The sequence below is a fragment of the Streptomyces sp. NPDC058308 genome (assembly GCF_042880275.1).
GTDB lineage: Bacteria > Actinomycetota > Actinomycetes > Streptomycetales > Streptomycetaceae > Streptomyces.
Genome location: NZ_JBHVZA010000045.1, coordinates 1 through 14357 on the forward strand (window position 1 = coordinate 1; position 14357 = coordinate 14357).

General features: G+C 70.7%; 11 protein-coding genes. 6 read left to right on the top strand and 5 right to left on the bottom strand.

Going from position 1 to position 14357, the window contains the following annotated elements; genetic code table 11:
• Positions 1–335: 335 nt before the first annotated feature.
• The 4 genes from ACFVYL_RS35490 (at position 336) to ACFVYL_RS35505 (ending at position 6179) form a co-directional block, all read left to right on the top strand.
• Entirely contained in the window at positions 336–584 is a 249-nt protein-coding gene (locus ACFVYL_RS35490) for a hypothetical protein (RefSeq protein WP_389723630.1), read from the top strand.
• A complete protein-coding gene (locus ACFVYL_RS35495; RefSeq protein WP_389723633.1) occupies positions 581–2299 on the top strand; it encodes a phenylacetate--CoA ligase family protein in 1719 nt (572 codons plus the stop codon). Before ACFVYL_RS35490 ends, ACFVYL_RS35495 begins: the two co-directional genes overlap by 4 nt.
• A 194-nt stretch (positions 2300–2493) precedes the next feature.
• Positions 2494–4398: an ABC transporter ATP-binding protein gene (locus ACFVYL_RS35500; protein WP_389723636.1), complete on the top strand. Its 1905-nt coding sequence runs from the start codon at positions 2494–2496 to the stop codon at positions 4396–4398.
• Positions 4395–6179, top strand: a complete 1785-nt coding sequence (locus tag ACFVYL_RS35505; protein ID WP_389723639.1) for an ABC transporter ATP-binding protein — start codon at positions 4395–4397, stop codon at positions 6177–6179. Before ACFVYL_RS35500 ends, ACFVYL_RS35505 begins: the two co-directional genes overlap by 4 nt.
• Before the next feature lie 76 nt (positions 6180–6255).
• On the opposite strand, the gene ACFVYL_RS35510 is transcribed toward ACFVYL_RS35505, so the two are convergent.
• From ACFVYL_RS35510 to ACFVYL_RS35520, 3 genes are all read right to left on the bottom strand, one after another.
• Positions 6256–7365, bottom strand: a complete 1110-nt coding sequence (locus ACFVYL_RS35510; RefSeq protein WP_389723642.1) for a hypothetical protein — start codon at positions 7363–7365, stop codon at positions 6256–6258.
• Between the two features lie 92 nt (positions 7366–7457).
• The gene (locus tag ACFVYL_RS35515) at positions 7458–8663 is read right to left on the bottom strand and encodes a glycosyltransferase family 2 protein (RefSeq protein ID WP_389723645.1); all 1206 of its coding nucleotides are present in this window, start codon (positions 8661–8663) and stop codon (positions 7458–7460) included.
• A gap of 88 nt (positions 8664–8751) precedes the next feature.
• Positions 8752–9702, bottom strand: coding sequence for an ArsR family transcriptional regulator (locus tag ACFVYL_RS35520; protein WP_389723648.1), 951 nt, complete (start codon positions 9700–9702; stop codon positions 8752–8754).
• 89 nt (positions 9703–9791) lie between these two features.
• Between ACFVYL_RS35520 and ACFVYL_RS35525 the strand changes: the two genes are divergently transcribed.
• A complete protein-coding gene (locus ACFVYL_RS35525; protein WP_389723651.1) occupies positions 9792–11099 on the top strand; it encodes an MFS transporter in 1308 nt (435 codons plus the stop codon).
• 517 nt (positions 11100–11616) lie between these two features.
• The gene (locus tag ACFVYL_RS35530; protein WP_389723653.1) at positions 11617–12051 is read left to right on the top strand and encodes a hypothetical protein; all 435 of its coding nucleotides are present in this window, start codon (positions 11617–11619) and stop codon (positions 12049–12051) included.
• Between the two features lie 20 nt (positions 12052–12071).
• On the opposite strand, the gene ACFVYL_RS35535 is transcribed toward ACFVYL_RS35530, so the two are convergent.
• Together ACFVYL_RS35535 and ACFVYL_RS35540 are read right to left on the bottom strand one after the other, a co-directional pair.
• Positions 12072–13643 (bottom strand): MDR family MFS transporter, encoded by a 1572-nt coding sequence (locus ACFVYL_RS35535; RefSeq protein ID WP_389723656.1) that lies wholly within the window; start codon positions 13641–13643, stop codon positions 12072–12074.
• A 29-nt stretch (positions 13644–13672) separates the two neighbouring features.
• Positions 13673–14269 (bottom strand): NADPH-dependent FMN reductase, encoded by a 597-nt coding sequence (locus ACFVYL_RS35540; RefSeq protein ID WP_389723659.1) that lies wholly within the window; start codon positions 14267–14269, stop codon positions 13673–13675.
• Positions 14270–14357: the final 88 nt, after the last annotated feature.

Below are 14357 nucleotides of genomic sequence, written 5' to 3' on the forward strand. Positions count from 1 at the left end.
GGCACACGATGTCGTGTGCCAGGCCCCGCCCCTGTGCGGTTCGCCGTCTTGCTCCAGCGTGCTCGGACACCGCGTCGAGTCGGGGGCACGGATGCGCGTCCCGCAGCTAATCACGAGCTTGCCTAGCCGTTGGCAATCTATTGCCAACGGCTTCGCTGGGCTGCTAATTTTTCGCAGTCGGCATCGGTAGAAACGACCCGTGACGTTCAGTGAGGAATTTCCGTGAGATGCCCGTTTTCCAGCGTACTTGCCGTCACTTCGACCATCGACTGGCCGTGATCCAGGATCGTTAGAGCTCTGGTCAACTTGTGACAACAACAGTTTCGGGAGTCGAGGTGAAGATCCTCATTCTGCACCAACTGCCCTGCCGGAAGGCCGACTGCACCGCCGCCAACGACCACCACCGGCACGCGGTGACATACATCGGGCATCACGGCCGGCCGGCCGACCTGCCCGCAGGGCTCGCAGGCTGCCGGTTGGTCATCCCTGCCGACGAGGACTTCATCACCGGCGTGCCGGCCCGCACCCGGCGAGAGGACGAGTGTGCCGACGCTCTGCCCCTGGGACGGGAGCTCGCCGCATGAACGGCCCGCGCCACTACCCCACAGATCTCGTGATCGCCGTGTCCGAGGCGCGGGCCACCCTGGACGGGGCGCCGGACGAAGGCCTGGCCGCCCTGCTGGGCGAAGCCCACCTGAGGTACCTGCGGGACCTGTTCGACGCCGACGAGATCGCCGCGGGCCTCGACGGCCTGTGCGGGGGCATCGCCCAGTATCCCTGGCAGCCCGTCGTCGACAGCAACGACGTCTACGAATTCAGCCCCGTCGGTACCATCGTCGTCGACGACCGGTACCCCGACGCCACGCTCAGGGCGACCCTGCACGGCTGGGCCCTTGGCAACGAGGTCGTCATACGCACCGAACGCCGGCTCTTCTGGCTGGAGTTCACCGGGCAACTGAGGTCGATCGCCCCGCTGCTGCCGGCCGCCGCAGTGGTGCCCAGCGGCTCCCCGGCCGCCGGCGTCCACGTCCACGTGCCCCGGCCGATGTCATTGCCGCCCGACGCCCACCTCGCGGCCGGTACCGCCTTGGTGTGGCGGGAGGACTGCCGCGCCGACTGGGTCCGTGCCCTGCGACAGGCAACCCATCTCCGCGGCATTCCGCCGGCCCTGGCCCGCGCACGCGAGGACGCCACCACCGGCCGCCTCGACGCCCGACTGCGCTACCTCGTGCACCGCGCCCGCCGCGCCCCCAACTACCGCACCCTGCCCGAGGCGCACGGCATCAGCGTCTATGCCCGCACCGACTGGGACAACATGGTGCGCGAAGCGATTCCGCTGTTCCATGCCATGGGGTCGCGGCCGGGCGACCGCCCGATCAACACCCTGTTCGGTGGTGACCTCTACGGCGGCCTGACCGCGACACTCACCGAGTGCACCCGGATGCCGGTCGAGACCTACACCACCGCCCAGTCCCTCACCCCCGAACTGCTGCTCGGCCTCATACGCGACTTCGGTGCCGACGCGCTCATCGGCGTACCCACTCTGATCATGCCGCTCCTGCGCGAGGCCCACGCTCTGGACCCCGACCTGCGTCTGAGCAAGATCTTCTACCTCGGCACGCCCTTGAGCACCGCCGATGATGCATGGCTGCGCACCCATCTGGACACACACACCGTCTCCAGCGTCCTCGCGGCAAACGACGTCGCGCAACTCGGCTACCAGTGCGGCGAGATGAGCGGAGCCCTGCACCACGTCAACGACGACTTCAACTACCTCGAAGTCGTCGACCCGGAGGGCAACCCGGTCGCCGAAGGCGCCGTCGGAGACCTCCTGACGACCACGCTGCAGAAATTTGAGGGCCCCCTCATCCGCTACCGGGCCGGCGACCGCGGGCGGGTCTTCCGCCACGCCTGTGCCTTCGGTGTGACCGGCAGGGTCCTGGAATACCACGGGCGTGCCGACGGCGTCATTCATGTCAAGGGGCAGGTGGTCCTGCACGACGACATGGAGCGGGAACTCGCCCACCTGGGCGTGTGCCGGGTGCAGGCCGAGATCGCCTCGGAGGGCGGCCGCGAAGTGCTCACCATCCTGACGGAGTCCTCCGGAGAACTGAACGCCCGGGCCGTACGCGAACACCTGCAGCACGCTTTCCCCGTCCTGCGTGACGATCACACGTTCGACGACGGGCTTACGGTCTTCGAACTCCACGTCATCTCCCTGCGCGACGGAGCGCTACGCCGCAGGGACGCCAGCGGCAAGGTGCGTCCCGTCGTCGACCTGCGTCTGGCCCCGGCGTGAGCCACCCGGGACCAACCCCCACGAGCGCACCGGAACCCCTGCCTCGCCCCACATCGGGTGCCGCCCTCCAGGCGGCGACCGCACTCACACTCGCCGGCACCGGTTCACACGTACTCCACGTCGGCGCGCTGCCCGTCGCCGGGTGCGCCAACCCCACTCCCCACCACCCCAACCGACTCGAAGGGGCTCATGCCGTGACCGCTCTCTTCCACGTCCGACGTCGCGCGCAGCGCTGGCTCGACATCGCGGCGCTGCTGCGCCATGTACCCCCGGGCACCCGGGCGCTGGCCCTGCTGCTCAACATCCTGCTCGGCCTGCTGCCCCTGGCCTTCGTGATCGCCATGAGCCTCACCCTGCAACGCGTCCCCGACGCTGTCGCCGACACGCAGACCGGCGCCTGGGCCGCTCTGGTGACGGTCCTTGTCCTGGCGGGCGTGGCGTTCGGCACCCAACAGGCGCTCGCCCCCTTCCAGGCGGCCCTGGGAGAAATCGTCGTACGCCAGGTCGACCAGCGGTGCCGCGGCGAACTGATGCGCACAGCCCTCGCGGAGGCACCGGCCATGGCTCTTGACGACCAGCGGTTGCTCGACCGGCTCGATGTGGCCCGTGAGGCCTTCGACCGGGCCTCGGCCTCGCCCGGAGACGCCGTCGCCGGATTTCTCGCCCTCATCGCCCGCTACACCCAACTTCTCGGAGCGGTGGCCCTGGTGGGGTACGCCATCCACCCCGCGGCCGGCGTCGTCATCGCGGTCACCGCGCTCATCGTCCGTTTCGGGCAGCGCGGCTCACTCGGCACGTTCGGTGACTTCTACGACGGGCTCACCGCCGACAAGCGCAAAGCCAACTACCTCAAGAACCTCGCCACCGGAACCCACGCAGCCAAGGAGATCCGCCTCCTGGGCCTCGTCGACTGGATGCGCGACCGGCACCGCGCCGACACCACCACCTACCTGACCCGGATGTGGGAGGGCAGGCGCCGCATCCTCGGCCGCCCCTTCGTCTTCCTCGCCCTCGTCGGACTCCTCGGCGGTACCGCCACCGTCACCCAGCTCGCCGTGGCCGGCACCGACCAGGGCCTGAGCCTGCTGCACCTGAGCATCGCCCTGCAAGCCGTACTGATCCTGATGCGCTTCGGCGTCTACTTCCCCGAAGCCGACGTCCAGACCCAGTACGGTCTCATCGCCCTCGACGCCCTCCACACCTTCCGCACCGGAGCGGACGACCACCCCACCCTCACCGCCGGCCGCCACATCCCGGCCGAGGGGCTGCCACGCTCTTCCATCCGCTTCGAGAACGTCGGCTTCCGCTACACCCCGGACAGTGCCCCGGTCATCGACGGCCTCGACCTCGAACTGCCGGCCGGGACCTCCACCGCGATCGTCGGTCTCAACGGTGCCGGCAAGACCACCCTCGTCAAGCTCCTCACCCGGCTCTACGACCCCACCGCAGGCCGTCTCACCGTCGACGGCCACCCTCTCACCGACATCGAAGTGCGGGACTGGCAGCGCAGATTCGCCGTGATCTTCCAGGACTACGTGCGCTACGAACTCAGCGCCGCCGACAACATCGCCCTGGGCGCCCCGGACACGCCCACTGACGACGACGACCTGCTGCACGCCGCACGACGCGCGGGCGCCGAGGACGTCATCGGCCGACTCCCCGACGGACTGCGCACCGTGCTTTCCCGCCAGTACCGCGACGGCCGTGACCTGTCCGGCGGCCAGTGGCAGCGCATCGGACTCGCCCGAGCCCTGCACGCCGTGCACTCAGGCGCCTCGGTCATGGTGCTCGATGAACCCACCGCCCAGCTCGACGTACGCGCCGAAGTGGAGTTCTTCGACCGCTTCCTCGACCTCACCCGCGGACTCACCACGGTGATCATCTCGCACCGATTCTCCAGTGTGCGCCGCGCCGACCAGATCGTCGTCCTCGACGGCGGCCGGGTGGCAGAGCGAGGCACGCACGACGAACTCGTGGCAGCGGGCGGACGCTACGCCGAGCTGTTCCGGCTGCAGGCCGAGCGGTTCACAGACGACACGGACAACCCCGACCAGCCCCGAGAGCTGGCGCCGACGACGATGATGGACACCACCTCATGAAGAACGTGACGCACACCGCACGCTGGCTGTTCACCCTTGCCTGGAGCACCGATCGGGGCCGCTTCCTCAAGGCCGCCGTCCTGCTGTCGCTCGGCTACCTCGCCACCCCCGCCGTCGCCCTCGGACTGCGAGAGTTCACCGACCGGCTGCTCGCCGACGACCTGAGCACCGCCCTCGTCACCGCGGGCTTGATCGCCGTCGCGCTCACCGCAGAGCTCATGATGGGCCATTTCGCTCACCTCTACTACTTTGAACTGGGCGAACAGGCCGAGTGGCGTATCAACGACGAACTCATCCGCCACGCCAACGGAACCGACGGCGTCGAGCACCTGGACAGCTCCGAGTTCGCGGACACCATGGTCCTGGTCCGCGAAGAGATCCAGAAGATGCGCGGGTACATCGAGGCCCTGCTCCAGATCGCCGCGCTGACCGTACAACTCACCCTGACCACCGTGCTGCTCGGCTCCCTCGACCCGTGGCTTCTCCTGCTGCCGGTCGCCGCGCTGCCACCGGTCTTCATGGGGCGCCATGCCCAGCGCAAGGTCGACGCGGGCAAGGAGGCCGCCGCCGAGCACAACCGGCGCGCCCGCCACCTGCTGCACGTCGCCACGTCCTCCCAGTCGGCCAAGGAGGCGCGCCTGTTCGGCGCGGACAACGCCCTGGTGCGCCTGCACGACCAGAGTTGGCGCACCGGCACCGGCCTCATCGGCCGAGGACAGGTGGCAGGGGCCGCGCTGCGCTCCCTCGGCCAGCTCGCCTTCACCATGGCCTGCTTCGCCGCCATCTTCCTCGTCCTGCGCCGAGCCGCCGACGGAGGCGTGAGCATCGGTGACGTCGTCATGGTCATCACCATGGCGGTGCAGATCAACGTGCAGGTCGCCGCCGCACTCGGCATGCTCTCCACACTCCAGACTGCCGGCAACACCGCGCGCCGCCTCGAGAAGCTGCGCACGTGGCCGGCACGCCCCACAGCAGGGGACACCGCAGCCGTGCCCGTCCCCGCACGGCTCACCGACGGAATCCGCCTGGAAGGCGTCGGCTTCACGTATCCGGGAACCGACCGCCCCGTTCTGCGCGACGTCAACCTTCATCTGCCCGCCGGCAGCACCGTCGCCCTGGTCGGCGAGAACGGGGCCGGCAAGAGCACACTGGTGAAGCTGTTGTGCGGGCTCTACCAGCCGACCAGCGGCCGCATCCTGGTGGACGGCGTCGATCTGAAGGACATCGCCCCCCAGGAGTGGAAGGCCCGGGTGGCCACACTCTTCCAGGACTTCGCGCGCTTCGAACTGGCCCTGCGCGAGAACGTGGGCCTGGGCGAGCGGCACCGGCTGGATGACGACGCGGCCCTGCTCGCGGCGATCGAGAAGGCCGGGGCCGAGCGGGTGCTGCGCAGGGTGACAGGCGGCCTGGACGGAGCACTCGGCCGGGGATACACGGACGGCAGCGAACTCTCCGGCGGGCAGTGGCAGTCGCTGGGGCTCGCCCGGGCCGCACTGCGCGACCACCCTCTGATGCTGGTGCTCGACGAGCCGGCCTCGGCGCTGGACGCGACCGCCGAGCACGCGGTTTTCGAGCGGTACGCGGGATCGGCCCACGAGGTGATCCGGGACGGCGGCGTCACCCTGTTCGTCTCGCACCGCTTCTCCACCGTCCTGATGGCCGATCAGATCGTGGTTCTGGAAGGAGGCACGGTCGCGGAGCGCGGAGACCACGCCGACCTTCTGGCCCTGGGCGGTCTCTACGCGGACCTGTTCTCCCTCCAAGCGCGTAGCTACGCCTGACGTCCGAAGAGTCGAAAGGGCCCGGCGAGCCGGAGGTGTTCCGGTTCGCCGGGCCCTTCGTCCGCCGGGTGTGCGTTCAGCCGCGCGAGGGCGCGCGGCCGATGCCGTCGCGCACCGCGTCCAGTACCAATGACGTCATCAGCGCGCCGACGGCCGGCAGCCGGTGGGTGGGAACAACGCGCCGGATGGCGCCGGGGGCCAGGGTGGCCAGCGCCGTGGCGGCCACAGGACCGGTCAGGTCCAGGGTGGTGCCGCCGCGCCCTTCGAGTTCGGCGGCGATGAAACCGAGCAGGAAGGAGACGATCCAGATCTCGGTCAGGACCACTTCGCTGACCGTGTCGCCGAGCAGGGCCCGTCCGGGGGAGCCGCCCAGTGCCGCGCGCAGGCCCGAGTACAACTCCTCCTGTGGCACTCCGCGTTCGGCGAGGTAGACGCGTGCGGAGCTGCGTACCCGGCCGTCGAGGCTGGACGGGTCGGGGACGCAGGCGTCGGAGTACTGGCCCCAGAAGTCGTAGTAGGGAACCGTTTCGAGGCCGGTCAGGAGCGAGGGGGCCAGGGGCAGTGGCGCGTGTTGCGGAGGCACGAGGCAGGCCGCGCGGCGAGGGCCGTGGACGCTGTTGCCGACGAGGCTGGGGCCGTTGTCGTGGTCGACCAGCTGCGCGACCGGGACGAGAGTCGGGGTGCCCTGGTCCGTGAGGTAGTGCAGCAGGGCGAGGTCGTCGGGTTGTTCTGCTTCGATCTTGGCCTGCACGTACTCGTCGAAGCCCCGGGCCACCTCGGCGGGCAGCACGAGGGCCACGCAGGGAACGTAGTCGTCCACGACCGGCGCAAGATCGTGCCCGAGCATGGCGGCGATGCGCAGCGCGTACGACGATCGGGACCCCCACTCGGTGAACAGGCTCAGCGCCGCCTCGGGGCGCGCGGCGACCAGGTGGTGCAGGCGCTCCAGGAATCTCTCGGCGGGCAGTGCGTCGTCCTGCAGTACCAGGTGGTGGGTCGCGTCGGGGGAGACGGCGGCCCAGGCCAGACGTGCGGCGCGCAGCGCGTTGGGCGGGCCGTCGGGCTCGGGGTCCAGTACGACACTGATGTCGAGTTCGGGGAAGCGGGCGGCCAGAGCCCGGGCCGCGGAGGACCGCCTGGGGTGGCTCATCACCGCGGCGGAGATGCGGATGGGGGAGTCGTTCATGTCAGCTCCTGAGAGGCCGGGGAAGGAGAGCTAGGGGTTCGACGGAGACGGGTGCAAGGGCGGGGCGGTCAGGGCCTGAGCAGGCCCGCTGATCAGGCGGGCACGGCAGAGGGCGCGAAGAGGGTCTTGCGCGCGACGCGTTCGGCCTCCCTGTGCACAGCGGTGCGGTAGCGGTCGGCGAGGCGGGCGATGGGGGGCAGGACATGGCACTCGTCGATCTCGGCGTCGGCGTAGGGCAGGGCGAAACCGGCCAGCGGCAGCACACCCTCGTAAGCGCGTGCGTCCGGTCCCAGAAGGGCGTTCACCTCGGGGTCGAGGACGGCCGGAGGGCCGTCGCCCCGTTCGTCTCCGAGCAGCGCGCCGACGACCAGGACGCGCGCACCGCCGACGGTGCCGAGGACGACGCCGAGGCGGTGCCCGGCCCCGGCCCGGGCCAGCTCACGCTCGGCGTCGGGATACTGGCGGTCGGCCTCCTGCCAGCCGCCGAAGGCGAGCGCGAGCTCCAGTTCGAGGCGGGGCCATTTGGCCAGGTAGTAGCGGTTGGTGACGTTCGCGGATTGATCCTGAGCGGCGAAGTCGCGTGCGTGCGGGAGGTGGATGCCGTAGGTGTCCTGCCCCAGCACGATGGGGGTTCCGGTGCGCGAGATGCGCAGGCCCCACTCCTGGTCCTCGGCGCCCCACCCCTTGAATCCCTCATCGAGCAGCAGCCCGTGCCGATGGATGGTCGCCGCGGGCAGGGCCATGAAGCCGGTCCGTACGTAGGCCCAGGGGAAGCGCGCGAAAGCTGAAGCGTGCGCGGGTGACCAACGGGGGTCGAGGCTGGCGCGTTCCGAGCGGGCGAGTTCGGCGAACGTGTCGCGGTAGACGCTGTACGGGTGGGCCTCGACGTCATCACCGACTTCGCCGTCGATGACCTCGTCGTAGCCGAACACCTGCCCCTGGACACATACGTTCTGTCCGTGCTGGTAATGCCGTTCCCAGAGGTTGCTGAGAGCCTGCGGTGCCAGGGCCACATCCGCGTCGAGGACTACTACGACCTGTCCGGTCGCATGCCTGATCCCGAGGTTCCGGGCTCTGCTGGTGTTCCAGTCCTCGGCGGTGAGCACCGAGACGATCCGGAGCCGGTCGGTGAACTCACGGCACAGCTCGACGAATTGCGGGTCGTACTCCATGGCACCCACCACGACCTCGAACTCCGACGAGTCCAGTGACTGCTCGAGCAGGGAGGTGAATACCACCTTGATATTGCGCAGCCGCTGCTTGTAGGGGATGACGATGCTGAGCTTGGGGTCAGTCATGGCGACACAGTAGAGGGGTCAGGCAACCCCTGGCAACGTAACATTGCCAATGTGTGGCAAGGCGTTGCCAATGGAGTGTCAGGCGAGTTCAGGTGCCCGTCGCGAGCCGGTCGCCCAGCTCGCTGCGGGCGTAGAGGACGCTTCGTCCGGCCCGTGCCCGGCTGACGAGGCCGCACGCCGCGAGGACGGCCAGGTGCTGGGAGACGGCGCTGGGGGTGACGCCGAGTGTCCGGGCGAGGGTCCCGGTCGTCTCCGGGGTGTCCAGGGCCGCGAGCAGGGCGGCTTTCGGGCGTCCGACCAGTGCGGCGAGTGCGTCGGCGGGCGGCGGCGCGACGGTTTCCCACAGGGTGGCGACCCCGCGCGCGGGGTAGTCCACGCGCGGCACTTCGCCGATGGGCGCCGTCGCCTTGCGTCCGAACAGCGTCGGGCACAGGGTCAGCCCGCCACCGGCCGGCACCCGGCTGCGGGTCCCCATGGGGTGCAGCCGCAGGACCCCGGCCTCCCAGCGCACGTTGGGGTGCAGATCGGCGAAGAGGGCCTCCGCGCCGCCGTCGGTGAGCTGTTGTGCCCGGTGGAGGATGTCGGCCTCCAGTACCGCCCGCATCCGGCGCCAGTGCGGTTCCAGCGCCACATGCCAGTAGGCCTCCAGCGCGTCGGCGATCCGGTTTCGCAGGACGACGGGGTCGCCGCGCAGCACCTCGGGCGTGCGCTGGTCCCGGTAGGCGGTCTCGATGTCCGCGCGTACGACGGCCGGCGCGGTGGCCCGGACGGTGGCCAACTCCTCGCTCATCTCCGGCACCCGCGACAAGGGGCGCGGGGTGATGAAGTCCGGCAGCCACCGGCGATCGCTCACCAGGGCGAGCAGCAGTTCGCCGTCCAACCCCGCCAACTGCTCGCGCACCAGGCGCATCCACCGCATGTGCAGCGGGAAGTCACCCGGGTCGCGCAGCGCCCACAGGCTGTGACACGTCTCCTGCAGCGGGGAGATGGCGAAGCGCACGCGTGCCAGGTCCTCCACGCCGAGTTCAATCTCGATCACGCCGCCGCCCCCGGATGCCGAACCGCATGGATTTAGCTCCACCCTAAATCTCTGTCACCCGCCCGGGTACGACGGTTTCAGTGAGAGGCATGATCCTGCCTCCGCGCGGCCCTTTGCGGGTCTATGCCACCCTGACCTTCTTCGACTCACTGGTGCCCGGCATCATGCTCGCCGGCGGCGTCCTGTTCTTCACCAAGGTCGCCCACCTGGGCGCGGTGGAGGTCGGCAGCGGCCTGTCCCTGGCCGCGCTCGCCGGACTGGCCGTGGCCGTTCCGGCCGGCCGCCTGGGAGACCGCGTCGGACACCGCCGCCTGCTCATCGGCATCAGCCTGCTGCGCGGCCTGATCCTCGCCGGATACCAACTGGTCGACTCCTACCCGGCGTTCTTGGTGGTGGCGTGCCTGGCGGGCTTCGCGGAAAGCGCCGTGGCGCCCGTACGTCAGGCCTACCTCGGCACCATCACCACGCCGGAGAACCGCGTGCGGACGCTCGCGTTCAACCGCGTCGTGCGCAATATCGGCGCCACCCTGAGCACTCCCGCCCTCGGGGTCGCCCTCGCGCTGGACACGCCTGTGGCCTTCCGTGCCCTGGTCGGCCTGGGAGCGGTCAGTGTCCTGATCGTCGCACTGGTCGCCACCCGGCTGCCGGAAACCGTCACCGCCGGGCCCGATTCCGAGGGAACGCAACGCCCGAAGAGGCCCAGCCCGCAGGGGAGAGGCTCGAAGGGGGCCATGTGGAGCGGGGTCCTGCGCGACCGGCCCTACTTGACCCTCTCCCTCCTCAACGGCGTCCTGATCATGCACATGGAGCTCCTGGAGATCGGCATGCCGCTCTGGGTCACCCACCACACCCGGGCGCCGGCTTGGGCCACCTCCGCCCTGTTGTTCACCAACGTCCTGGTGGCCATCGGCTTCCAGATGCGCGTCGGACGCACCGTCACCACCGTGTCCTCGGCGGCCCGCGTCCTGCGCCGCGGCGGCTACTGCCTGCTGACCGCCTCAGCCCTCTTCGCCCTCGCCGAGACCCTCAGCCCCCTGCTCTGCCTGACGGCCCTGTTCGCCGCCGTCGTGCTGCTCACCCTCACTGAACTCCTGCAATCGGCGGGCTCCTGGGGCCTGTCCTACGACCTCGCCGACGCCGCACGCCTCGGCGAGTACCAGGGTGCCTGGAGCGTCGGAACTCAGCTCATCCGCTCCTGCGGCCCCTTCCTGGTCACCCTGGCCCTCTCGACGCTCAACGCCACGGGCTGGCTCATCATCGGCCTGATGTACGCCGTGGCGGCGGCGGGCGCCGTCCCGCTGGCCCGCCGCGCGGAGGCCGCCCACGGAACGCACACACCACAGCCCACGACCGGCACGGCGTCTCCGGTCGAAGACCCGGTCCCCCACAAGGTGTGAGGCTCGGGGAGCTCTCGGAGCTGGCGAAGAAGACGAGGAACACAGGCCCTTCGGCTGGGCGGTTCCGGCTGACACGGCAGCAGGTGCTGGACGGTGTGCCCGAACCGGATGCAGTGCGGATCGGGCTCGCCGTGCCAGAGGAGGCCGGCGCGACGACCGGCTTGTTGTACGCGGCCGCCGACGATCTGGAAGACCAGCCACCTCGAAACGCTCACTCGGGGTCGGTGCGGGACCTGGTTGCTGAGTGCCCCCGCGGGCGTCGACTTGAGTGAGCCGCTCGTACGGGCGACGGCGGCCGTGCCCTCCACGCCGAAGGACGGCGCCACCGCGAACGGGCCCCGTCGGGCTTCGTGATGCAGCTGGCCCCTCGCCCACGGTGTCCGCACGGTCCGCGCGCCGTCCGCGGGCTGCGGCCACGGCCCGCACCGGGCGAGTCGGCCTTTGGCTCCCGCCTCGCCACTCAACTACGCTACGTGCTCGCTCGGTCACTCACTACGCACGGATATGGGCGGTACCCATGGCACGACACGCAGCAACCTCGTCACACCGTCCCGCCAAGCGCGCCCTGCTGCGCGCCGGCCTCACCGTCACGGCCGCGGGCGCCGCTCTCGGAGTGGGCGGCGCGGGGGCCGCCGCCGCGGTGGAGCCGGGGCCGGCGGCGCCCCCGGCCGGGTTCGCCACGCCGCTCGGCGCCGTCGACGCGGCGATGCCCCTCAAGGTCCTCGCGTCGGCCGTGCACCACTCGACGGCGGGCGGGCTCGGGCCGGCGAAGAACCTCCAGCTCGACCCGCTGGCGAACACCAGCGCCGACCCGCTCGACAACACGCTCGGCACGCAGATCGCCGACTTCAAGCCGCTCGACACGGGGTTCGTCACCGGCCCGTTGACCCAGGGCGCTTCGCTGGCCGAGCTTCCCGTGGTGGGCCCGGTGGCGGGTCTGCTGCCCGGCTAGGCCCCTAGGCCCCTAGGCCCCTAGTCCCCGGATTCCGCCTTCGTGTCCGTCCGCGACCGCAACGGCACCTCGCGGATCAGCCAGGCGGTCGCGAAGGTGGCGGCGCACAGGACGGCCGTGCCGGCCATGACGCCGTGCAGTCCGCCGGTGACCCCGGACCGGAAGGCGTCCCGCACCGGTTCGGGCAGGCCGTGCAGGACCGCGGGGGTCAGTTCGTGGCCGCCCGCGAGGCGCTCGCCGTCCGGGCCGAGCCGGTCGGTGACGGTGTCGGTCATGCGGTCGGTGTAGACGGAGCCGAGCACGGCGACGCCGAGCGAGCCGCCGATGGTGCGCAGCAGCGTGGTGGTGCCGCTGGCGGCGCCCATGTCGCGGGGCTCCGCGCTGTTCATGGTGATCAGCAGTGACGGCTGCATCAGGCAGCCGAGGCCCGCGCCGAGCACGAACGTCAGCGCGGAGGCGACGGCCGTGGGCGTGTCCACGTCGACGGTCAGCAGGGCCAGGGCGCCCACCGTGGCGACGGCGCCGCCCGCGATCGGGTACGCGCGGTACCCGCCGCCGTTGCCGACCGCCCGCCCGATGTACAGCTGCGCGCCCATCATGCCCAGCATCAGCGGAAGCAGCAGGAGGCCGCTCGCCGTCGACGACTGGCCGCGCACGAACTGCATGTACTGCGGAAGGTAGCTGGCCGCGCCCAGCATCGCCGCGCCCGCGAGGAAGGTGAGCACCTGCGCGAGCGTGAAGTTGCGGTCGCGGAACAGGCGGGGCGGGATGACCGGTTCGGGGGCGCGCCGTTCCACCAGGGCGAAGGCGGCGAGCGCGGCCGCCGCGAGCAGCGCGAGGGAGCCGGTCTGCGGGGAGAGCCAGTCGTACGTCGTGCCGCCCCAGGTTCCGAGCAGCGTCAGGGCCAGGATGCCCAGCGTGAGGAGGGCGGCGCCCGCGACGTCGACGCGGGCCGTGCTGCGTTCGCCGCGCACCTGGACGAGGAGGCCGACGATCAGGAGCGCGGCCACGCCGACGGGCACGTTGACGTAGAAGACCCAGCGCCAGTCCAGCTGGTCGGTGAGGAAGCCGCCGAGCAGCGGGCCGCCGATCATCGCGACGGGCAGCAGCACGCCGATCATCGACTGGGAACGTCCCGCCTGCGCGGGCGGCAGCAGTGTCCCGATGAGCGACATCGCCCCCACGAAGAGTCCGCCAGCGCCGAGCCCCTGCAGGGCGCGGAAGGCGATCAACTGCTCCATGTTCTGGGCGAGTCCGCAGAGCACGGAGCCGACGAGGAAGACCGAGATGGAGGTCTGGTAGCTGCCCTTGCGACCGTAGAGGTCGCCCAGCTTGCCCCAGATCGGGGTGGAGACGGCGGCGGTGAGCAGATAGGCCGTCACCACCCAGGAGAAGTGGCCGAGGCCGCCGAGGTCACCGACGATCGTCGGGAGCGCGGTGCCGACGATCGTGCCGTCGAGTGTCGCCAGGATGATGCCGAGGAGCAGTCCGAGGACGGCGAGGCGGGAGGGCGGTTCCGGGGTGCCCGCCGGGGCCCGCGCAGGCGCCGGTTCCTGGGCGGTGGGCGTGGTGGTTTCCGTGCGCTGGTTCATGACGTCCTCGCGGTGGGGTCGACGGTGCGTCAGGCGGCGTACGGGCGGACGGCCTTCGCGTCGCGTAGCGCGAGCGCCCACCAGGCGAGCTGGTCGAGCATGGTCTTGACGGCGGCGTCGCTGGCCGGTTCCGTCATGTGTCCGTCGGTGTCGAACAGGCCCCAGGCGTTGTGCAGGCTGACGGTGTTGCGGATGGTCGTCGCGTTCAACTCGGCCATCACGAGGCGGAGTTGCTCGACCGCCCGCAGGCCGCCGGAGATGGCCCCGTAGGAGACGAAGCCGATGGGCTTGGCGTGCCACTGCTCGTTGTGCCAGTCGATGGCGTTCTTCAGGCTCGCCGGGAAGCTGTGGTTGTACTCCGGCGTGATGAACACGAACGCGTCGGCCGCCGCCAGGCGCGGCGAGACCAGGGCGAGGGCCTCCTCGGTGCCGGGCGCGGCCGGTCCGCCGAAGGGGGGCATGACCGTGGGCAGCGGGGTCTCGGCGAGGTCGACGACGTCGACGCGCATGTCGTCGCGCTGGTCCAGGTGGCGCTTGACCCAGCGGGTGACGACGGGGGCGAAGCGGCCCTCGCGGGTGGAGCCGACGAGGACCGCGACGCGGAGCTGCTGCGGCTGACTGTTCATGGGGACCCCCTGGTGTGGACGGCACGGCCGTGTACGGCGTATCGAGTTGCGTACAACGTACACTCCAGTGTGTACGGCGTCCACAAGG